This window comes from Pandoraea sp. XJJ-1, from assembly GCF_026802345.1.
Taxonomy (GTDB): Bacteria; Pseudomonadota; Gammaproteobacteria; order Burkholderiales; family Burkholderiaceae; genus Pandoraea; species Pandoraea cepalis.
This window is the reverse complement of sequence record NZ_CP113827.1, coordinates 1,478,800-1,498,871: the sequence shown is the minus strand read 5'-3', so window position 1 is coordinate 1,498,871 and position 20,072 is coordinate 1,478,800. Positions and strand designations below refer to the sequence as shown.

General features: G+C 65.2%; 19 protein-coding genes and 1 pseudogene. 15 read left to right on the top strand and 5 right to left on the bottom strand.

Annotation, left to right across the window (positions count from 1 at the left end):
* Position 1: 1 nt before the first annotated feature.
* Positions 2-1,369 (top strand): acyclic terpene utilization AtuA family protein, encoded by a 1,368-nt coding sequence (locus OYT13_RS06785; RefSeq protein WP_268567509.1) that lies wholly within the window; start codon positions 2-4, stop codon positions 1,367-1,369.
* A gap of 1 nt (position 1,370) precedes the next feature.
* Complete coding sequence (locus tag OYT13_RS06780; protein ID WP_268567508.1) at positions 1,371-1,682, top strand: AtuA-related protein; 312 nt, start codon at positions 1,371-1,373, stop codon at positions 1,680-1,682.
* A 19-nt stretch (positions 1,683-1,701) separates the two neighbouring features.
* On the opposite strand, the gene OYT13_RS06775 is transcribed toward OYT13_RS06780, so the two are convergent.
* A complete protein-coding gene (locus OYT13_RS06775) occupies positions 1,702-3,333 on the bottom strand; it encodes a hypothetical protein (RefSeq protein WP_268567507.1) in 1,632 nt (543 codons plus the stop codon).
* Positions 3,334-3,819: 486 nt separating this feature from the next.
* On the opposite strand from OYT13_RS06775, the gene OYT13_RS06770 reads away from it, so the two are divergent.
* Positions 3,820-4,770, top strand: coding sequence for a flagellar brake protein (locus OYT13_RS06770; RefSeq protein WP_261938903.1), 951 nt, complete (start codon positions 3,820-3,822; stop codon positions 4,768-4,770).
* Positions 4,770-5,561 (top strand): IclR family transcriptional regulator, encoded by a 792-nt coding sequence (locus OYT13_RS06765; RefSeq protein ID WP_261938904.1) that lies wholly within the window; start codon positions 4,770-4,772, stop codon positions 5,559-5,561. The genes OYT13_RS06770 and OYT13_RS06765 overlap by 1 nt, the downstream gene beginning before the upstream one ends.
* Before the next feature lie 121 nt (positions 5,562-5,682).
* On the opposite strand, the gene dmpG is transcribed toward OYT13_RS06765, so the two are convergent.
* Positions 5,683-6,702, bottom strand: coding sequence for a 4-hydroxy-2-oxovalerate aldolase (dmpG, locus tag OYT13_RS06760; RefSeq protein ID WP_017233734.1), 1,020 nt, complete (start codon positions 6,700-6,702; stop codon positions 5,683-5,685).
* Between the two features lie 34 nt (positions 6,703-6,736).
* Entirely contained in the window at positions 6,737-7,723 is a 987-nt protein-coding gene (locus OYT13_RS06755; protein WP_051060168.1) for an acetaldehyde dehydrogenase (acetylating), read from the bottom strand.
* A gap of 677 nt (positions 7,724-8,400) precedes the next feature.
* On the opposite strand from OYT13_RS06755, the gene pagP reads away from it, so the two are divergent.
* Positions 8,401-9,063: a lipid IV(A) palmitoyltransferase PagP gene (gene pagP / locus OYT13_RS06750; RefSeq protein ID WP_268567506.1), complete on the top strand. Its 663-nt coding sequence runs from the start codon at positions 8,401-8,403 to the stop codon at positions 9,061-9,063.
* On the opposite strand, the gene OYT13_RS06745 is transcribed toward pagP, so the two are convergent.
* On the bottom strand, positions 9,039-10,391 hold the full coding sequence (locus tag OYT13_RS06745) for a sugar MFS transporter (protein ID WP_268567505.1): 1,353 nt from the start codon (positions 10,389-10,391) through the stop codon (positions 9,039-9,041). The two genes, pagP and OYT13_RS06745, sit on opposite strands and share 25 nt — an antisense overlap.
* A 247-nt stretch (positions 10,392-10,638) precedes the next feature.
* Here OYT13_RS06745 and OYT13_RS06740 point away from each other — a divergent pair, with 247 nt between their 5' ends.
* From OYT13_RS06740 to OYT13_RS06710, 7 genes are all read left to right on the top strand, one after another.
* Entirely contained in the window at positions 10,639-11,556 is a 918-nt protein-coding gene (locus OYT13_RS06740; RefSeq protein ID WP_261938907.1) for a hypothetical protein, read from the top strand.
* A gap of 312 nt (positions 11,557-11,868) precedes the next feature.
* On the top strand, positions 11,869-12,339 hold the full coding sequence (locus OYT13_RS06735; protein WP_017233739.1) for an HU family DNA-binding protein: 471 nt from the start codon (positions 11,869-11,871) through the stop codon (positions 12,337-12,339).
* Between the two features lie 479 nt (positions 12,340-12,818).
* On the top strand, positions 12,819-13,616 hold the full coding sequence (locus OYT13_RS06730) for a transporter substrate-binding domain-containing protein (protein WP_261939898.1): 798 nt from the start codon (positions 12,819-12,821) through the stop codon (positions 13,614-13,616).
* Positions 13,617-13,903: 287 nt separating this feature from the next.
* Positions 13,904-14,551, top strand: a complete 648-nt coding sequence (locus OYT13_RS06725; RefSeq protein WP_150551914.1) for a PadR family transcriptional regulator — start codon at positions 13,904-13,906, stop codon at positions 14,549-14,551.
* Positions 14,551-15,390 carry a siderophore-interacting protein gene (locus OYT13_RS06720; protein ID WP_261938908.1) on the top strand — a complete coding sequence of 280 codons (840 nt, stop codon included), beginning with the start codon at positions 14,551-14,553 and terminating at the stop codon, positions 15,388-15,390. Before OYT13_RS06725 ends, OYT13_RS06720 begins: the two co-directional genes overlap by 1 nt.
* A gap of 58 nt (positions 15,391-15,448) precedes the next feature.
* Complete coding sequence (locus tag OYT13_RS06715) at positions 15,449-15,799, top strand: cupin domain-containing protein (protein WP_261938909.1); 351 nt, start codon at positions 15,449-15,451, stop codon at positions 15,797-15,799.
* 157 nt (positions 15,800-15,956) lie between these two features.
* Complete coding sequence (locus OYT13_RS06710) at positions 15,957-16,304, top strand: hypothetical protein (RefSeq protein ID WP_017233744.1); 348 nt, start codon at positions 15,957-15,959, stop codon at positions 16,302-16,304.
* A gap of 124 nt (positions 16,305-16,428) precedes the next feature.
* On the opposite strand, the gene OYT13_RS06705 is transcribed toward OYT13_RS06710, so the two are convergent.
* On the bottom strand, positions 16,429-17,184 hold the full coding sequence (locus OYT13_RS06705; protein ID WP_150563762.1) for an SDR family oxidoreductase: 756 nt from the start codon (positions 17,182-17,184) through the stop codon (positions 16,429-16,431).
* Between the two features lie 356 nt (positions 17,185-17,540).
* Here OYT13_RS06705 and OYT13_RS25230 point away from each other — a divergent pair.
* From OYT13_RS25230 to OYT13_RS06690, 3 genes and pseudogenes are all read left to right on the top strand, one after another.
* A pseudogene (locus tag OYT13_RS25230) lies at positions 17,541-18,269 on the top strand (CDP-alcohol phosphatidyltransferase family protein); the annotation flags it as partial.
* On the top strand, positions 18,246-19,040 hold the full coding sequence (locus OYT13_RS06695) for a HalD/BesD family halogenase (protein WP_268567859.1): 795 nt from the start codon (positions 18,246-18,248) through the stop codon (positions 19,038-19,040). The pseudogene OYT13_RS25230 and the gene OYT13_RS06695, both read left to right, overlap by 24 nt.
* Complete coding sequence (locus OYT13_RS06690) at positions 19,041-20,063, top strand: flippase-like domain-containing protein (protein ID WP_268567504.1); 1,023 nt, start codon at positions 19,041-19,043, stop codon at positions 20,061-20,063.
* Positions 20,064-20,072 lie beyond the last annotated feature (9 nt).

The following is a 20,072-nucleotide window of genomic DNA, read 5'->3' as shown; positions in this document are numbered from 1 at the left end:
CATGAACGGCACGCAACCCACCCCGTCTTCGCGACGAATCCGGATCGGCGCAGGCGCCGGATACTCGGGCGACCGCATCGAGCCTGCCGTTGAACTCGCTCAGCGAGGTGCGCTCGACTATCTCGTCTTCGAATGCCTGGCCGAACGCACGATTGGCATTGCGCAACAGGCACGTCGCCGAGCCCCGCAATCCGGCTACGACCCGCTGCTCGAAGCACGCATGACCGCCGTACTGCCGGCAGCGCTGCGCAATGGCGTGCGGATCATCTCGAACATGGGCGCGGCCAACCCGCTCGCGGCGGCACGAAAGACAGCGGAGATCGCTCGCGCACTGGGGCTCGGCGACGTGAAGATCGCCGCCGTCACCGGCGACGACGTGCTCGACGTCGTGCTGCAAGGAGACGCCCACTTCGAAGAAACGGGCGAGCGCGTGGCGTCTTACGGGAATCGTATCGTGTCGGCCAATGCGTATATGGGCGCGGCCGGCATCGTCGATGCCCTGGCGGCAGGCGCGCAAATCGTGTTGACGGGCCGGGTGGCCGACCCTTCGTTGTTCGTCGCGCCGCTGATCCACGAATTCGGATGGCGCATGGACGATTGGGAAACGCTGGGACAGGCCACCGTCGTCGGGCATCTGCTGGAGTGCGCGGGACAGATCACCGGCGGCTACTTCGCCGATCCGGGCTACAAGGACGTGCCCAACCTCGCGACGCTCGGGTTCCCGATTGGCGAAGTCGCGCCCGATGGATCGGTCGTCATCACCAAGGTGCCCGACGCCGGGGGACGCGTGACGCGAGCCACATGCAAGGAGCAGTTGCTTTACGAGATTCATGATCCCCGACGATATCTTCAGCCCGACGTCGTGGCCGACTTTTCGCACGTGCGTGTGGAAGAGGAAGCCCCCGACCGGATCAAGGTAACGGGCGGACGCGGCACCCCCCGCACCGACACGCTCAAAGTTTCCGTCGGCTACGTCGACGGATTCATTGGTGAAGGGCAGATCTCTTACGGGGGCCCGGGCGCCGTGGCACGGGGGAGGCTAGCGCTCGATATCGTTCGCGAACGACTGGCATTGACGGGCGTGCAGACGAGCGAATTGCGCTGCGATCTGATCGGGGTGAATTCGCTGCACGGAGAAACGGCGGGCGCGCGCCACGCCGAGCCCTACGAAGTCCGTGTACGCGTAGCGGGACGCACGGCATCGGCCGACCAGGCACTACGCATCGGCAACGAAGTCGAGACGTTGTACACCAACGGTCCGGCCGGCGGTGGTGGCGTGACCAAGTCCGTACGCGAGGTGCTCGCGGTCCAGTCGGTGCTGTTGCCACGCGAACACGTCAAGCCGTCCTTTACCTTCGTGGAGATGTGAGATGAAGCTGCGTGAACTCGCGCATTCGCGCACGGGCGACAAGGGCAACACACTCAACGTCTCGCTCATCTGCTACGACGCAAGGCATTACGAGCACCTGCGCGCCGAAGTCACGGCCGAGCGGGTGAAGGCGTTTCTGGGGGACGTCGTGCTTGGCGATGTCGTGCGTTACGAACTGCCTTGCCTGGGCGCGTTCAACTTCGTCCTGGGCAAGGCGCTCGGGGGCGGCGTGACGCGCTCGCTCGCGCTGGACGCCCACGGCAAATCGATGAGTTCGGCCTTGCTGGATTTCGAGGTCACGACGCCAGATTGACACGTGGCACCATGCCCCCTCACACCCACGTCGACTCGATATCGACATGCGCCACGCCCGAGCGCGTGCGCGTAACGCCCGGCGGGTCGGTGGGTCGATCATTCGGCGACACCTCGGTCGCTTGCGCCGCCGGCGCACCGCACGACGACACCACGCGTTCCAGTAACGCCGCGCTCCAGTGCTGATACAGCAGCAGCAACCGATACGACGTTCGGACTGGCGTCATGCCCCCACATTGCCACGCCTCCCCCTTCCATCGATATCCCCACGGACTCTCGGCCGGATTCAGGCTTAGATAGCGGTGGCCGTCAACGCACGACGTGTGGCACTGCACGTCGAACGCGACACAAGCGGCGACAATGTCGTTCGCCGTCAACGATTCGCCGCACGCCAGTAGGCGCTCACGTAACCCCTCGCTCGACGCGATGGCCGCCAGCAGCGGGGTGTCGCAATGCGCGGAGAGCTGCGTCACACGATCGACGCGATCGAGGACTGTCGCCCGATCGTCGGCCAATACCGTCGCGAGCCGCTCGCAAAGCGATTCCCATCGGCGCGTCAAGTCCTGCGCATCGCGAGTGAAGACCGCATTGCGTGCCCAGGTGCCGAGCAGACTCGTCACCGCGCGACAGGAATCGAGCATGAGCCCGGCCACGCGCAGCATGCCCCGATAGCTGTCGGTCCTGCTCGATGCGCTCGACCCGCTCGCGAACCACGACGGCATCCAGAGTCCCAGCCGCGCAGGCGGCACGGCCGTATTGGCGAACGTAAAGAGTGTGGCAACGTCGCGCGAGCGCGTGAGCGTGGCAAGCGCGCCGCGCCACGACGACGGCGCATCAGGGGGCGGCGCCGACGATACCACGCATGCTTCCAGCAGCCGGCATCCCGCGTCCATGCGCTTGAGCACTTCGTCGACGGCATGGTGACGAATCAGCGTCGGCGAACCGAGCGACTGCGTCATGACGCCCTTCGCGCCCTCGAACGCCAGCAACGTCCAGTCGGCCCACGGCACCCCAAACGGGGTGTTGGCGATCGAGGCACCGCGACCGGCGACCGGTGCCCCGTCGTTGCCTGTCGCGCCCTCCTCCTGGTAGAAGCACGCGGCAATGATCGCGAGCAACGACAGATTGCCCGCGAGCGACAGGGCATCGCGCGCCGCACGAAAGTGCCACCCCCGGTCGCCGGTCGCGGCCACCGTGTTGATCCAACGCGCAATGTCGCGGCACGTGGGGTCGACATCGATAGCGTTGGCATTGGCATTGGCGTTGGCGTTGGCATTGGCATTGGCGTTGGCGTTGGCGTTGGCATTGACGGCGCGGTTCGCTGCAGCGGTGCCCGTACGCATGGCAGTACCGGAGGCGGTGCCGCAATGCAGGCCCTCGTCGTGAGTGGGCGCCAACATCGCCTCGACCTGCGCGACGTTGCGCGCCAGACGCGCGTCGCGCGCGTGCGCCAGATCGAACTCCTTGCGATAGAAGTGCTGGCACGGCCCGGTCGTCACCCACAATCCCGCCCACGCCTTGGCAAAGGCCTGCGCAAGCGCAGGATCGACGCGACGTGACAGCGCGACCTCATCGCCGCACGCATCGCCCGCCGCGTTGGCCGTCTGCGTCAGACGGGCGCCAATATCGGTTTGCGCGGCGCGGCGCGGCATCGTCGCCTCCGGCGATTCCAAGCGCTCAACGGCCGGCGCCTTGCTCCAGGCCCCTCCCCAACCGCTTGCGCCTGCACACTGCTGGTACCACATCGCTCCCCCCACCTGGTCGCCGCCGGGCACGCCGGCAAACCGTCAACTATAGGGAGATGGCATGACGCATGCCGTGCCCCATGGAGCGAGCACGCGCGCCCATCCCGAATCCAGCCGTTGAACCCTGTCAGTGCCGCGGTGCAACCCTCCCCCAGCGAGTGCCCACTTACGCAGCTTGCACAGGGCAGAGTACAACTCCCCTCTCGCCAAGTGCCAATGCGCCGGGGTAGACTTTCGGACACCTGACGTCAGCGGTCGCTCGCGCATTCCGGCGAGCCCCCCTTCGCTATGATTGCCGCGAAGCCGGTGGGCCGATACCATGCCGGCCAGCTAACGATCCACGACATTTCAACGCACGAACGCGAGCGCGCCCGCCGCGCGCCCCCTGCCCCTATGGTCGATACCCCATCTCAGACGTCTGCCGCGCCCCTCCATGCGCTCCCCCTTGTCCCGCTCGCGCCCCACGAGATCCCCCTGGGCGACGCCCTGCCCTGGGCCATCGTTGATCGCAATGGGGAACCCCTGCTTGCCGCGGGCGATGTCGTCCCCACGCAGGCGGGCCGCGACTGGCTGTTCGCGTCGTTCGCCCCGCACCGGATCGCCAATCTCGGTGGAGACGACCTCGCCCCGTCGGAGGTTACCGCGCCCACGGCGGCGGCCCCCGACAATGCGAGCGCTGCCGCCGCCGGCGCGACGCAACCGCAGTACGCGCTCACCGACCTGAATCTGCGCCCCGGCGACTGGCTGCAGATCCAATTGCCGCCGGGCGCCGGGTCGCAGCGGGTGCGCACGCGTGTGATCGGATACGCGCCGAATCAGATGCTGTTCATCACCGCCCCGACGGGCCGCGTCGCGCCGCCGACCCTGAACGTCGGCGAGCGGCTCGAACTCTGGACATTCTCGGGCGAAGACATTTACCACTTCGTCTGTACGGTGGAGCGTGTGAAGCGGCTGCCGTTTGATTACGCCGTGCTCTCCGCGCCGGCACAGATCCGCCGCAAGGTGCTGCGCCGTTCGCAGCGCGTACCCGCCAGGCTGGTCGTATCGGTCAGCGCGGGTGAGACCCGCCACCTTGCCCTGCTGCAAGACGTCAGCGCCGAAGGTGTCTCGCTGCTGGCCGACGCTCCGCTCGGCGCGCCCGGCGACAGCATGCAGCTCGCGTTCCGCGTGCGTGTCGGCGACATCGACATGCCCATCGAAGCCAGTGGCACGATCCGCAGCGTGCAACAGGGCGACGACGGCAGTCATTTGCACGGCGTCGAATTGCCCGTTCTAGACCCGTCGCATTACGTCGCGCTCAAGTGCTACGTCTACGAGCGCCTGCTGGCGCTCGGGGGGGCCTGATGGCGAAGCCGAAGTCTCCCGAGGCCGAGCGTCCGCGCACGCTCGCCAGCCAGACGCTCTTCCGCGGCCTCGATATCGTGGAAGCCGTCGCCGCCGGCATCGACACCGTGCCGGCCCTCTCGGCACACACCGGCATCACAACGTCGACCACACACCGGATCGCGTCGGCGCTCGTACACGCGGGGTATCTGCGTTTTGAGCCGCGTCGCGGCTACCGGCTGGGCAACAAGCTCATCGAACTGGGGTTTCTTGCCTACCGACAAATCGACTTGCCACGCGTCGCACGCCCCACGCTCGAATCGCTCGCGAGCGAGACGCAGGACACTGTGCACCTGGCCGTCGCCGACGGCTGGGAAGTGATGTACCTCGACAAACTGCCGGGACAACGCGCCGTGGAGATCAGCTCGCGCATTGGCGGACGCAAGCCGATCTGCGTGACCGGCGTGGGCAAAGCGCTGTTGCTCGATCAGGACGAAGCGGCTTGGAAGGCGCAGCTTGCTCACTATCGGTCGCAGGCGCCGTCAACGTCGATCGACACGACGGCGTGGCTCGCCCGCATGCACGACTACGCCCGTCTCGGTTACGCCTTCGATCTGGAAGACGACACGCCGCAAATTCGCTGTGTGGCCGCGCCGGTGTATGACGCAAGCCAGCATATCGTGGCCGCCATCAGTGTCTCGAGTACGACCAAGTACATGAGCCGCGAGCGCATGCAGGAACTCGTGCCGCGCGTGAAGCACGCCGCCGCGCAAATCAGTCACCAGCTCGGCTGGTCCGGTCACGGGGGCTAAGGCTCGTCGATTGATTCGGTTCGACTGAAAAAAGCCGGCCCCTGCGGACAAGGGCCGGTGTCGGTAGGGCGTGGAAGGCTCCGCTCCCCGGGCGCTGCGCCAGGGGAGGCGCATCTCGGCGCTATGCCGCGCGTCGCTTGAGCAGATCGAGCGCCACGTCGACGATCATGTCCTCCTGACCGCCCACCATGCGACGCTGACCCAGCTCGACCAGGATGTCGACGGTCTTGAGGTCGTAGCGCGCGGCAGCGGCTTCCGCGTGACGCAGGAAGCTCGAATACACGCCGGCGTAGCCAAGCGCCAGCGTCTCGCGATCCACGCGCACCGCGCGATCCTGCAACGGGCGAACGATGTCGTCGGCGGCATCCATCAACGTGTACAGATCGCAGCCGTGGTGCCAACCCAAACGCGATGCCGCGGCGATAAACACTTCCAGCGGCGCGTTGCCCGCGCCCGCGCCCATGCCCGCCAGACTCGCGTCGATGCGATCGCAGCCCTCCTCCACCGCAACGATGGAGTTCGCCACGCCAAGGCTCAGGTTGTGGTGCGCGTGCATGCCGGTGAGCGTCTCGGGCTTGAGCACGTCCTTGAAGGCGCGGAAGCGCTCGCGCACGTCGTTCATACCCAGCGCCCCGCCCGAATCCACCACATAGATACACGTCGCGCCGTACGACTCCATCAACTTGGCCTGCTCGGCGAGATGCTGCGGCGTGGTCATGTGGCTCATCATCAGAAAGCCGACCGTGTCCATGCCCAGCTCGCGCGCGTAGGCAATGTGTTGGCGCGAGACGTCGGCCTCGGTGCAGTGCGTTGCGATACGCACCACACGCGCCCCTGCGTCGTAGGCTTCGCGCAGATCGTGCACGGTGCCCACGCCCGGCAACAGCAAGGTGGCGACCTTGGCGTGCGTGACCGTCTCGGCCACGGCGGCAATCCATTCGAGATCAGTATGGGCGCCGAAACCGTAATTGAAGCTTGAACCGGCCAGTCCATCGCCGTGCGCGACTTCGATGGAGTCGACATGCGCGGCGTCGAGCGCGGCGGCAATCGCTTTCACATCGGCAATGCGGTACTGGTGTCGAATAGCGTGGCTGCCGTCGCGCAGCGTCACGTCGGAGATGTAGAGCTTTTTCTGCGTCATGATGAGGTGTGTCTCCTGAGAGCGCGTGCGACCGTCAGGCCGCGAGCGCCAGGCGAGTGGCGGCGATACGGTCGGCACAGGCCAGCGCGGCGCTGGTCATGATGTCGAGGTTGCCTGCATACGCCGGCAGATAGTGCGCGGCCCCTTCCACTTCGAGGAAGACCGAGGTCTTCAGGCCGGTGAGCTTGCCCAAGCCCGGCACGTTGAGCGGACGCGATGCGTCGAACAACTCGAACTGAACCTGTTGCTTGAGACGATAGCCCGGCACGTAGGCATGCACCTTGTCGACCATCGCCTGAATGCTCGCGGCAATGGCGGCCTGATCCCCCGGCTCGGACAGCACGAACACCGTGTCACGCATGATGAGCGGCGGCTCCGCCGGGTTGAGCACGATGATCGCCTTGCCGCGCGAAGCCCCGCCCAGCACTTCAATCGCTTTCGACGTCGTTTCCGTGAACTCGTCGATGTTGGCGCGCGTGCCCGGCCCCGCCGACTTGCTCGAAATCGACGCGACGATCTCCGCGTAATGCACCTTCGCCACCTGCGAGATGGCCGCGACCATGGGGATCGTGGCCTGACCGCCGCACGTCACCATGTTGATGTTTCGCGCGTCCAGATGCGCGTCGAGGTTGATCGACGGAATCACGTACGGGCCAATGGCGGCCGGCGTCAGATCGATCACTTGCACGCCGCGCGCTTGCAGCAGCGCGTTGTGATGCGCATGCGCCTTGGCCGAGGTCGCGTCGAATGCGATGCGAATGTCCTCGAAACCGGGCATTGCCAGCAGGCCGTCGATACCTTCAGCGGTGACCGGCACACCGAGGCGCTGCGCACGCGCCAGGCCATCCGAGGCCGGATCGATACCGACCATCGCGCCCATTTCCAGATGCTCGCTGTTGCGCATCACCTTGATCATCAGGTCGGTGCCGATGTTGCCCGAGCCGATGATCGCCACTTTCTGTTTGCGTCGTTCCGTCACTGTCGTCTCCTGAACGTATCCGTCCACTGATATGAGCCGCATCGTAATTGCGCGACACTCAAAATGTCAATATGTAAATATTGATCTCATATATTGAGATCAACGAAACCCGAGCTTATCCACACTTTTTGTTCACAAGCCCGTTGATAACTTGCGGAAAAGCATCGCAAGTGGCTGATTCGACAGGGAAGAATGGGGGCGCGCGAAAGTTGTGCCATGCGTTGGAAAACGCGGCCTGGCGCGGGTTTCGCGGAAGTTCGTTATCCACAGAATTTGTTTGCAAGCCAGTGGACAACTCGCGGATAGCTTCCTCAAGTCCTTGATCGGACAGAGGAAAAGAGTGGCGCGCATTTGCTGCGCGCCGTCGAGCGTCTTGCGATATCCCAATTTCGCATGGCCCACGCGGGCGCACACGGCGAGATGTTATCCACAGAAAATGTTCACAACCCGGTGAATAACACGTCGATATCCACGATAGGTCATTGACGCGAAACGACTTCTTTGCCGAGCGGCAGGTTCGATCAGCCCGTGCTTCGGGCTTGGGCCATTACGCGAAAAATCGGTCATTCGAACTTTTGCAACGGCGACGAGGTCTAGAAAGATTGGAATGCCGGTCACGAAGCGCGTCAGGGCGACGTCCAAGTTCGCGGCGTGCCGTTTGCCGGCACCCTTCCGACGACCGTGATCGACACGTTTCTTGCAACACGACAAGCTCAACCATGAATACGAACCCCCGACGCACCGGGCGGCTCGCGCCATCGATTCGACTCGCACCGCTTGCCTCGCCCTCAAGAATTTCTCCCTCGTCTGGCCGCCGCACGCTTGTCGCGCTGGGTGCGGCGTTGACGTTTTTGTCACCGCTGGCAGCCCATGCCGACGACGCCCCGAGTAGCATCTCGACGTGGACCGGCGCCATCGTCGATGAAGTGCGCGACGTTGCCACGCAAGGTGCGAGCGATCTCTACGTACCGCTGCATACCCATCACCTGCGCTTCGCCTACACGAGCGAAAAGATCGCCCAGTACAACGAAAACCCGTGGGGACTCGGCTACGGCCGTGTGTTGTCCGACGGCGATAAGGGGTCACGAATGCTGTACGCCATGGCGTTCAAGGACTCGCATAACGACTGGTCGCCGATGGCCGGCTACGGCCGCATCTGGAACGTCGCCAACGCCGGGCCCGTGCGCTTCGGGCTCGGCTATACGGTCTTTCTGATGTCGCGCTCGGACACGCTCCGCGGCGTGCCCTTCCCCGGCGCACTGCCCCTCGCCGAAATCGGCGTGGGGCGCGCCTCGGTCTCGACCACCTATGTGCCCGGCGGCAAGGGCAACGGCAACGTGCTGTTCTTCTTCGGTCGTTATACGTTCGGCAAGCCGGGTTGATCGCCAGGCGTTGACCGACCATTCACGTACACCGTCTCCTCGGCGACGGCAGCCAATTCGGGCGCGGTGCGCACGCACCATGCCCCGAATCCGGCGATGTAACAGTACGCCACCGCCGGCACGAGGAACGACAACCCGATGCCGATGCCATCCGCCAGTGCCCCCTGCAGATAAGGCAACACCGCGCCGCCAACGATCGCCATGCAGATCAGCCCGCCGCCCTCGCTCACGCGCGCGCCGAGCCCGCCCACCGAGAGTGAGAAAATCGTCGGGAACATGATGGCGTTGCCGAGACCGCAGGCCAGCAACGACCACATCGCGAACGACGCCGGCAAGGCGAACGACGCGAGAATCAACACCACGTTATAGAGCGCACACAGGCTCAGCAGCCGCCCGGGCGACACCTTGCGCAACAGCCACGCGCCCACGAATCGGCCCGCCATCGCCCCACCCCAATACAGCGCCAGATACCGGCTTGCCTGCGCATGGTCGACGATGCCCGTGCCCGCTTGTGTCAGATAGGCAATCAGGAAACTGCCGATACTGACTTCCGCGCCAACATAAAGAAACAGCGCCACGATGCCGTAACGCAAGGGACGGTGTGCCAACAGACTGCGCACGTTGCCGAGCACGCTCGGTGGCGACACGCGGCGCGCACGGTGTTCGGGCAGCGTCAGCCGCCAGAGCACCCCGCCGCCGATGGCCAGCACCGCCGCCAGCAGGCCATAGGGGCCGCGCACACTGTCTACGGCGTGGCCGGTTGCGGACTGCGCCTGCGGCGCGAGGATCCAGAGCGCGGCGAGCGGCGGCCCGACGGTGGTGCCCAGCGAATTGAACGCTTGCACCAGCGTGAGGCGGCTCGCCGCCGCCCCGCGCGTGCCCAACGTCTCGACGTAGGCGTTCACCGCGACTTGCAGCAACGTGATACCACTCGCCAACACAAAAAGCGCGGCGAGAAAGCAGGGATAGGACATGAGTGCGGCGGCAGGGAAAAACAGCGCGCAGCCGACGCCGGCCAACCACAACGAACTGGCCAGCGCCCGACGGTAACCGACGCGTGCGGTGTATTGCCCCGCCGGGTATGACACGACGAAATACGCAGCGAAGAAACTCGATTGGATCAGGGCCGCGTCGCGAAAGGTCAGGTCGAACGCGGCCTTGAAGTGAGGCACCAGAATGTCGTTCAGCGACGTAATGAGCCCCATGGCGAAGAAGAGCGTCGCGAGCATGGCAAGCGTGCGATTCGCGGAAGGCATGGGGGCGGTGGGGAATTCGTTGGGCGAGGGAATATCAGGCAGGCCAGGGGCATTCGTGCGATCGACAACCATGCATGTCTCTAGTGGACAACGAGCGGTGTTCTCGTTGAGAGCGGGGGCCGGGCACTAGCAGTCTAGAACGCGTTTTCGATGTCGGGATACGGGCGAAATCTCATAATTGCGCGACACCGGGATGGCATGTGATGCGGCTTCTCGTCTCCGAGTCCCCCACGTTTCGCGACTTTCGACGCTTGTCAGCCGACAACTTTTGATCGACTATCCGCGGCATAACGATGGCCGCCACATTCGGAGAAACATCATGCGGGGTTTGGTTTCCTTGAGCGTCGCGACGGGGTGGCTCGTCGCGGGTATATTCGGCTTCGCCGGCCAGGGGTACGCACAGTCCGGCGGCGCGTCGCGTGCGCCGGCCGCCGCGTGTGACTGTGCTCAGGTCGTTGCCGACTGTTCGGCCTCCGTGTCGGTGATTCCGATACGCGCGGTCAACGGCGCCTTCTCCGCCGACGTCATGCTGCAAACGGACGCCCCGTCGTGCGCCAAGGTCGATTACCGGCTAGACGACACACCGTACGTCACGGTGCTGCCCGACGGCGCCGCAGGCGGCCAGCGCCTCTACGCCACGCGTGCGCTGACGCGCAACAGCGTGTCGCACCTGTCGTGTCATGTGTGCGCGGCGGCATCGGCACCGGTGCCGAACGACGGCCTGTCTCCCGGTATGGCGCGTGTCGACGGCGCCCCCGGCACGTACAGCGCGGCGCCCGCTGGCAGCGCTGGCACAGCTACCGCCGCCTCGACGGCTACTACCGCTACGACTGACACGACTGACACCACGACCTCCGCGACCGTCTACACGCCGCCGATGACGTCGGGCACAGCGGCTCAACCGGGCGCAGCCGCCCCGTTGCTCGTGGTGAATCCGTCCGGGCACTGGCGCGGTCTGTGCACGAATGCGCCGCCGTGGTGGAAGCTTTGGGGCTCGCCGATGACGCGTCTGATGGCGCTCGCGCTCAATGGCGCGCAGGTCACCGGTAGCGTCGACGACGTTGAGCCGAACGTCCACACCACGGTGCAGGGCACACTGTCGGGCGACCGCCTGCAACTCGCCGGCAGCTACGGCGCGAAGCACGACATCACGTTCGGCGCGAATGGCACGACGCTGACCGATGCCTGGTGCAACGGCGACGGCCGCTGCGAAACCTGCGAAATGCAGCGTTTTTAAGGCTTTGCGAGCCATCGACGTCGACGGCGGCGCGTGGCATGCGCACCAAAATCGCGCAAAGAAAGGTGCCGAAGGCTGCACGAAATTCGAGAGGCAAATTCTCCAACGCGAGGACGGATCGCCACGTTGTCGATGAAACGAAGCGAAATGCGGCGCGCTTCCCCGCTCAGCCTTGTGCGGCAGGCACGCAACATAATTCGCGCACCGCTCGCATAACGCGATTTCTTAGGTAGAATCGTCGGCGCAGCAATACGTATCATTCGGGTGGCCGTTCTACGACGGCACTTTCTTATTCTCATCGATTGGATCGATATGGCAACGGCAAAGAAAGCAGCAGCAAAGAAGGCCCCTGTGGCAAAGAAAGCCCCGGCAGCGAAGAAGGCGCCGGTAGCGAAAAAGGCAGCACCGAAGGCCGCCCCGAAGGCAGCCGTGAAGGCCGCTCCGAAGGCAGCCGCCAACGGGAAGGTGTCGCCGATCAAGGACGCACTCAACAAGACCCAGCTCGCAGCCCACCTCGCCGAGCAATCGGCAGTCGCCGTGAAGGAAGTCAAGGCAGTGCTGGCCGCGCTCGAGAACACCATCGTCAGCTCGCTGCACAAGAAGGGTGTCGGCGAATTCACGCTGCACGGCCTGTTCAAGGTCACGTCGCAACAAATCGCCGCCAAGGCGAAGCGTTTCGGCAAGGACCCGTTCACGGGCCAAGAGCGCTGGTTCCCGGCCAAGCCGGCGTCGGTGCGCGTGAAGGTTCGCCCGCTGAAGAAGGTCAAGGACGCCGCCCAGTAAGTCCAGCGCTCGCGTCGCCGTGGCAGCCACGGCAACGTGATTTGCCAGGACCGGGCAAGCAGTGCCTGAACACGGTGCCGAATTTCGGCACCGTTTTTTTCGTCCTCATCTTCCCGTCTCGCGCACGCCGAGACACTGATTTCGTCGTCCTCATCACTGTCGCGACACGGCGCCGCTCGTGCGAGACTCAGGGTTTTCGCTGGGGTTTGTGCGGAGTGGACGCGTCTTGTACCGCCCGCTACCATCGCTCGGGTTAACCGTCAGACGGCCGCGAGACGTTCGCCTCGCACCCCACCTCAGCATTCCGGCAACGCCTTCGCAGCCTCAGGAGACCCAGCATGACTCGCAAGTTATCGCGTCACCCTGTGCAAGTTCGGCATCCCCATTCCTTTACGCATCCGGCCAGCCGGCAAAACGTTCCAGGCACCCCCGACCTTCGCTCGCGTCGCGGCTTTCTCACCGCGCTCGGCGTGGCGGCCATGCCGGCCGGTTTCGTCGGATCGCTCGGCGGCACCCTGGGCGGACTGCTCACGAGCACCCTGACGCTGTTTTCCACGCCTGCCCACGCGCAGACCGTGGCCGACATCAGGAAGAAGGGCACGCTCAATGTTGGCATGCTCATCGACTTTCCGCCGTACGGCACGACGAACGCGCAGATGCAGCCTGACGGTTACGACGCCGACGTGGCAAAACTGCTCGCGAAGGATCTGGGGGTCAAGGTCAACATCATGCCGGTGACGGGACCGAACCGGATTCCCTATCTGCTCAGCGGCAAGGTCGATGTGCTGGTCGCGTCGCTCGCCATCACGCCGGAGCGCGCCAAGCAGGTGCAGTTCTCCAAACCCTACGCCGCCGCGACCATTGTGCTGCTCGGCAAGACCGGCGCGCCCATCAAGTCCGCCGCCGATCTGAAAGGCTTGCGCGTGAGCGTCGCGCGCGCGAGTACCCAGGACATGGCCGTGACGAAGACGGCGCCCGAAGGCACCGAGATCCGTCGATTCGACGATGACGCGTCCGCCATGCAGGCGCTGCTCACCGGGCAGGTCGATGCCATCGGTTGCTCGGTGACGGTCGCGAACGCGATTCGTCAGCGAGCACCGGGCCAGTTCGAGCCGAAATTCAATTTGCTGCAACAGGCGATGGGCATCGCCTTGCGTCCCAATCAGCCGGAACTGCTCGCGGCGATCAACGACTTCGTCACGCGCAATACAGCCAACGGCGAGCTGAACAAGCGTTATCGCAAGTGGCTCGGCACCGATCTGCCGCAGATGCCATAAGCACCGCCGCCCCGGCGCTGAGCGCGCTGGGGCGCTTGCTTCCCCATCGATTGTCCGACCGCGTCCGTGCCGAACCCGGCACGGCGCCAACCTGTCGAAATGCGCATTTCGATCCAATCTCCGCACCTCGCGAAACCCTCCCGTAATACTCCGTAATACCCTGCCGTCCCCCGCCCCACGGTCATTCCCCGCCCTTCCGACGTGATCTTCACAAAAATAGCTTTGCTTTAGATGCAATTTAGATATATCGTAAACACATCTTAACTACATCGATAAGGAGTCGCATCATGCGTGGATCACGTGGCGATTTCATGGGCCGAGGCCCGCTGGACCTGGACAGCATGGAGGTTGGCGACGACCGGCGCGGTGGGCGCCATGGACGGCGCGGCAGTGGCGAGGGATACGGTGACGCCCGCTTCGGACGCGGCGACGAAGGGCGCGGCGAGCGCGGCGGCAGGGGCGGACGTGGTGGCGGCCGCCTCTTCGGTCATGGGGGCTTGCGGCTCGTGCTGCTGCATCTGATTGCGCAGCAACCCCGCCATGGTTACGAGCTCATCAAAGCCATCGAAGAGAGCGTGAACGGTACGTACAGCCCGAGCGCGGGTGTGGTCTACCCCACGCTCACGCTGCTCGAAGAAATGGGCTATCTCCGTGTGCAGGAGAACACCGGCGACAGCCAACGGAAGTCATACGAAATCACCGATACCGGCCGCGTCTATCTGGCGGAAAACGAGGTCGCGGTGACGGAACTGCTCGCACGGCTGACGACGCGCCGTGAGCGTTCGGAAGACATGCCGCCGCAGGTCATGCGCGCGCTGCACAACTTCAAATACGCCGTGCATCTGCGCCTGGGCGGCGAGCCGCTCTCGACCGAACAGGCCAACGCATTCGCCGCCATTCTCGACGCGGCGGCGCAACAACTGGAGCGACTTTGATGAGAGATAACGCAGCACCGCCGGTCATCCCCGATCGCACACCGCAGCGCGTGCGCCACGAACTTCGCCTGCGTCGGCTGGAAGTCCGCCATGTCGAACAGCTCACGCCGCACATGCTGCGCGTGACCCTGGGTGGCGACGATCTCGAAGGTTTCACCAGCCCCGGCTTCGACGACCACGTCAAACTGTTCTTCCCCGACCCGGCGACCGGCGAACTGGTGCTCCCGCAGGTCGGCGCGCAAGGGGTCGCCAAGCCCGCGCCCGGCGACGCACCACGACTGATGCGCGATTACACGCCACGCCGGTACGACGCGGCGTCGCAAACCCTGGTGATCGATTTTGCGATGCACGACTCCGGCCCCGCCACGCAGTGGGCGCGCTCGGCTCAACCGGGTGACGGCATCGGTGTGGGCGGTCCACGCGGCTCGCTCGTCATTCCCATGACCTTCGACGGCTATGTCTTGATCGGCGACGACACGGCGCTGCCCGCGATCTCGCGGCGTCTGGCCGAACTGCCGGCCGGCGCGCTGGCGTTCGTCTTCGCGGAAATCGACAGTCCGGCCGACCGCCTGCGCTTCGCCAGCGATGCCGACGTCGTGGTCGAATGGCTCTATCGCGAAGGCACGCCGGCCGGTCAAAGCACCGCACTGATCGACGCGCTCTGCGTGGCCACACTGCCCGCTGGAGATGTGCATGCCTGGGTCGCGGCCGAGGCCGGCGTGGCAAAGGCCTTGCGGCGCCATCTCGTCGACGCTCGTGGGCTCAACCCGAAATGGGTGAAGGCGGCCGCCTATTGGCGACGCGGCGACGCCGCCGTGCACGAGACACTGGACGACTGAGCTCGGGGCCCGCGTGTATGCTTTCTACCCCCCGCAGACGAGAGAACGCTCCGCACCGATGAATACGCCCCTGATACCCGATACGAATCTATTTGCCGGCCTGCCGTCGTCTCCCGATTCGACCGCAGCCGAGCAGTTCACTACGCTGCTTGCGCACCACGGGATGCGTGTCGAGCGCATTGTCTCGACCGGGCAGGCCTCTCCCCCAGGCTTCTGGTATGACCAGGCGCAGCACGAATGGGTGGTGCTGCTCTCGGGCGGTGCGGGCTTGGCCTTCGCCGACACGCCCGACCAGACACTCGTACTGAAGCCCGGCGACGCCGTCGCGATTGCCGCGCATCGCCAGCATCGTGTCGCCTGGACGACGCCGGGCGAAACCACCGTCTGGCTGGCGATTCACTACGATTGACGACGTCCGCCGCGTTCCCCTTTGGAGAAATTCCCTGCCGTCTTTCGGAATTGCCTGATAGAAATGCCCGGAACAAATTCCGACTATGGAAACGCGTCCCGGGGATGTCGAATCTCGGCACCCGAAGGGCGGTTCACCCAAAAGGGGGTACGACGACATGGAGCAACGCAAACGACACGACGGCTTCGAGCGTTGGGCAGCGGGCGCGACGGCGCGTCAGGCGGCGCGCGATGATGCTCGCTGGCGCGTGTTTCGGGCACCGGAGCAGGCCGACTTTCACGGGTTTGTCGTCTGGTGTTACACGCAGGGTGTGTTTCTCGGTCAGGAATTCGATCGGCGCACCGACACCATCACGCACTGTTACGTGCGCAACGGCGCTTGGGCCGTGCAGTTCGATTCGTATGGGGAGGCGTGTGAGCGCGCCTTCGACATTCATGCGCCAACGCTGATTCTGTACGCACCGGAGCGCAACGGCAGCGTCTTCATCACCAGTACCGAGCAGTAGGCCGCACGGCGCGCCGACGGCTTCGGCAACGGGATGGCACCGGCCGGCGAAACGCCGCCCGGTGCTTTTTTCCGTGCTTGCCCGCCGAACCGCAACCGCAGTCGTGTGCGACGGCCGGGTCGGATCAGGCGTAGTGGCGGATGTCGTCGATCTCGGTCTGACCGAAATCGTCGCGCTCGGTCAGCGCCAGAATTCGCTGCGCCACCGCGTCCGGCGACGACAGCTTGCCGCTGGCCTTGAGGTCCTGAAAACGCGCCAGTGCCGGAAAACTCTCCACGCTGCTGCTGCGAATCGTCTCCTGCATGCCGGTATCGACCACACCGGGCGCGAGCGATACGGCCTGAACGCCGTGCTCGCGATGCTCCGCGTTGACCACCCGTGTGTACATGTCCAGTGCGGCCTTGGTGGCGCAGTACACCGACCAGCCGGCGGTCGGATTGCGGCCTGCGCCCGACGAAATGTTCACGATCTGTCGCTTGGCCGCGAGTCCCTGCGTAGCGGCGAGAAAGCGCGCCGTGAGCAGCATCACGGCGGTGACGTTCAGGGCGAACGCCGCGCCAATGGCCGCCGGGTCCGTGAGGGCCGCGGCATTCGCGACCGGATGGACCGTGCCCGCGTTATTGATCAGCAGGTATCGCGAGGCATCGCGCGGTAGTGCCGCGAAGATGCGTTCGGCGACCTGCGCTGCGGTATTGGCATCGGCCAGATCGACGGCCACTTGTTCAAGCGTCGCGCCTTGCGCGCTGGCCAGCGTCGCAAGGTCGTCGTCCGTGCGACGGGCCAGCGTCACGAGATGGGTGCCGGGGGTGAGCAGACCGCGCGCGAACGCCGCGCCGAGACCACGGGATGCACCGGTCAGAATGGCAATCGTTTGGGACATGGGGAATTGTGCGGTCGTGTTACGCCGCAGCATGAGACGAACAAGCCCGTCATTATCCGCGCATCGTCCCGACCCCGCTATCCCGACGACACGTCGATTTTCCTTCGACCCGACGCCCGCTGCCTGGAATGCGAAATGAGGCATTGCGGAATATAATCACAATCAAAATGCGCCGGTAATTGCAGGTATAAAAACGCATTGGGCGAGATGCGCGGAACGCGCGCAACGCTTGGCACGCAGGCGCAGTGCAAGCATTGCGCGCGCGTCGGTGTCCTGAATCGCCATGGTTGTCGCGGTCGGTCCAGCGCTTTGCGTGCGCTGCACGGTGCTGCCTTATGGGTATATATTTCCCTCTCATGGAAACGATACCGAGAACTATTCCGGCGCCGGGTGTTGCGCCAGCCACAAGCCAAACCGCACGCGCCGTGCCACCGCGTCCGCGCCAATACGATGCACGGCTCGCGCGGTGGATGGTCACACCGCTGGCCGACACACGCATCACGCCGAACCACCTCACGACGCTGCGCCTGATCGTCGGCCTCGCCTGCGCATGGGCATTCGCGCAGGGCGGCTATGCGATGGCCAACCTGGGCGCCGTGCTGCTCGTGCTGTCGAACTTCATCGATCATACGGATGGCGAACTGGCGCGCGTCAGCGGCAAGACGAGCCGTCTCGGCCACTTCTACGATCTCGCGTCCGACGCCTTCGTCACGGTGCTGCTGTTTGGCGGTATCGGCATGGGCGTGGCGGCCGGTGCTCCGGGGCAGTATGCAGTGCCTCTGCCGCTGTCTGCCTCGTTGCTCGGCTGGATGGCCGGGGTTGCCGTCGCCCTGATCTTCTTCCTGCGCATGCGCATCGAGGAACGTGTCGGCAAGGCCGGCACGACACAAGCGCGCCTCGGCGGGTTCGAGACGGAAGACGTGCTTTACCTGATGCCGCTCGTCACGCTGTTCGACGGCACGCGCGGCTTCCTGATCGCCGCCGCCATCGGCGCGCCGCTCTTCGCGCTGCTGGTGATCGTCGACTACGTGCGCGCAATGCGCCGCCCGCTGCCGGCGGAGATGCGCGAGGAGCTCCAACCGTCGGCTGCGGCGCCGGTCGCGCCGCCAGCGCGCACGGCTTTCACGGCAGATGCCGACATCGAACGGGCGCTGGACGCCATCGACGTCGACGCGCTCACGCGCGAATTCAAATCGCAGGACGCCTTCGTCTATCTCGAGACGTTCCTGCCCGATGCCGTCACGCAACCGTTGATCGCCGCCGCCCGCGCGGTGACACCGAACGTGAACCGTAACTACCTGCCCGGTCACAAGCAGGGGGGCAGCGTGAGCCGCCACACGCTCGACGAGCACGCCCCGTTCGTGGCCGAGTTGTACCGCTCGCCGGCGCTGATGCGCTTCCTGGAGCGTCTGGCTGGCGAGAAGCTGCTGCCGTCGCCGCAGGACGACCCGCACGCCTACGCGCTTTACTACTACACGCGTCCTGGCGATCACATCGGCTGGCATTACGACACGTCCTACTACAAGGGCCGCCGCTACACGCTATTGCTGGGTGTGGTGGATCAATCGAGCTGCCTGCTCGAATACCGTCTTCACACGCGCAACCCCGGCGTGCCGCAAGTCGATGGTGCCGTCGCGTATCCACCCGGCGCGCTGGTGTTCTTCGACGGAGACAAACTGCATCACCGCATCACACCGCTCGGCGAGAACGAGGAGCGCATCTCGCTCACGTTCGAGTATGTGACCGATCCGCGCATGGGCGCGTGGCAGCGCTTCATCTCGAACATGAAAGACGCGGTCGCCTATTTTGGATTCCGGCAAGTGTTTCGTCAGCTATTGGGACGGACGAAACGCTAAATGAACCGGACTGCCATCGTCTCTCTCACCCTTGGCTTCGCCCTTTTCGTCGCCCTGTTGATCTGGCAGGGCGCGGGATCGGTGATGTCCACGCTGGCCGTCGCCGGCTGGGGTCTCCTGCCTGTCGCGGCGTTTCACCTCGTGCCGCTGCTGCTCGACGCCGCCGCCATCCAGGTGCTGGTCGCCAAATCGTGCTCGCTGCGCCGCGCCACGCTCACCCGCTGGGTGGGCGAGTCGGTCAATAGCCTGTTACCCGCCGGACAGATCGGCGGGCCGATCGCGATGGTGCGCCAGATGAAGCAGCGCGGGATGGCCGGACGCGAAGCCGCAGCGGCCATCACCGTCAGTACGACGCTGCAAGCCGTGGCGCAGATCGTGTTTGCGCTCCTGGGACTGGCCGTTTTCGGCATCAGCGCCACACACCGCCCCCATGACAGCCTATGGCTGCCGATGCTGCTCGCCACCGCGCTTGTCTCCGCGCTGCTCTATGCGTTCTACGCGGCGCAGCGGCGCGGCCTCTTCGGCTGGGCGTTTCGCCTGCTCCCGAAGCTGTCGTCCAAGCGCGACTGGTCGTCGCTGCTCGACCGGGCCGACGCCGTCGACGACATCGTGCAACGCCTGTACGGCCAGCGCCGTGAGGTGCTCGCAAGCTTCTCGCTCAGTCTCGTGGGCTGGATCGTCGGCACCGGGGAGGTCTGGTTGATTCTGCAGTGCATCGGGTACCCGGTCAGCTGGGTCGACGCCCTGCTGCTCGAAAGCCTCGGGCAGGCCATTCGCGGCGCCGCGTTCTTCGTGCCGGGCTCACTCGGCGTGCAGGAAGGCGGGTACCTGCTGCTCGCCCAGCTCGTGGGTCTGCCGGCCGACGCCGCGCTGGCCCTCTCGCTGGCCAAGCGTACGCGCGAGCTGCTGCTCGGCGTGCCCGGCCTCGTCTATCTGCATTTCTCCGAACGCGGCTGGCGCCGCCAGCGGGCCGCGCAAGTCAGCGCGTCGCTGCCTGCCGCCACCGATACCGCACCGCTTTAAAGAAGGATA

Excerpts from the sequence above, each read along its gene's own strand:
- OYT13_RS06785 (WP_268567509.1), top strand. The coding sequence starts at position 2 with ATGAACGGCACGCAACCCACCCCGTCTTCGCGACGAATCCGGATCGGC.
- OYT13_RS06780 (WP_268567508.1), top strand. The coding sequence starts at position 1,371 with ATGAAGCTGCGTGAACTCGCGCATTCGCGCACGGGCGACAAGGGCAAC.
- OYT13_RS06775 (WP_268567507.1), bottom strand. The coding sequence starts at position 3,333 with ATGCCGCGCCGCGCCGCGCAAACCGATATTGGCGCCCGTCTGACGCAG.
- OYT13_RS06770 (WP_261938903.1), top strand. The coding sequence starts at position 3,820 with ATGGTCGATACCCCATCTCAGACGTCTGCCGCGCCCCTCCATGCGCTC.
- OYT13_RS06765 (WP_261938904.1), top strand. The coding sequence starts at position 4,770 with ATGGCGAAGCCGAAGTCTCCCGAGGCCGAGCGTCCGCGCACGCTCGCC.
- dmpG (WP_017233734.1), bottom strand. The coding sequence starts at position 6,702 with ATGACGCAGAAAAAGCTCTACATCTCCGACGTGACGCTGCGCGACGGC.
- OYT13_RS06755 (WP_051060168.1), bottom strand. The coding sequence starts at position 7,723 with ATGCGGCTCATATCAGTGGACGGATACGTTCAGGAGACGACAGTGACG.
- pagP (WP_268567506.1), top strand. The coding sequence starts at position 8,401 with ATGAATACGAACCCCCGACGCACCGGGCGGCTCGCGCCATCGATTCGA.
- OYT13_RS06745 (WP_268567505.1), bottom strand. The coding sequence starts at position 10,391 with ATGGTTGTCGATCGCACGAATGCCCCTGGCCTGCCTGATATTCCCTCG.
- OYT13_RS06740 (WP_261938907.1), top strand. The coding sequence starts at position 10,639 with ATGCGGGGTTTGGTTTCCTTGAGCGTCGCGACGGGGTGGCTCGTCGCG.
- OYT13_RS06735 (WP_017233739.1), top strand. The coding sequence starts at position 11,869 with ATGGCAACGGCAAAGAAAGCAGCAGCAAAGAAGGCCCCTGTGGCAAAG.
- OYT13_RS06730 (WP_261939898.1), top strand. The coding sequence starts at position 12,819 with ATGCCGGCCGGTTTCGTCGGATCGCTCGGCGGCACCCTGGGCGGACTG.
- OYT13_RS06725 (WP_150551914.1), top strand. The coding sequence starts at position 13,904 with ATGCGTGGATCACGTGGCGATTTCATGGGCCGAGGCCCGCTGGACCTG.
- OYT13_RS06720 (WP_261938908.1), top strand. The coding sequence starts at position 14,551 with ATGAGAGATAACGCAGCACCGCCGGTCATCCCCGATCGCACACCGCAG.
- OYT13_RS06715 (WP_261938909.1), top strand. The coding sequence starts at position 15,449 with ATGAATACGCCCCTGATACCCGATACGAATCTATTTGCCGGCCTGCCG.
- OYT13_RS06710 (WP_017233744.1), top strand. The coding sequence starts at position 15,957 with ATGGAGCAACGCAAACGACACGACGGCTTCGAGCGTTGGGCAGCGGGC.
- OYT13_RS06705 (WP_150563762.1), bottom strand. The coding sequence starts at position 17,184 with ATGTCCCAAACGATTGCCATTCTGACCGGTGCATCCCGTGGTCTCGGC.
- OYT13_RS06695 (WP_268567859.1), top strand. The coding sequence starts at position 18,246 with ATGCGCGAGGAGCTCCAACCGTCGGCTGCGGCGCCGGTCGCGCCGCCA.
- OYT13_RS06690 (WP_268567504.1), top strand. The coding sequence starts at position 19,041 with ATGAACCGGACTGCCATCGTCTCTCTCACCCTTGGCTTCGCCCTTTTC.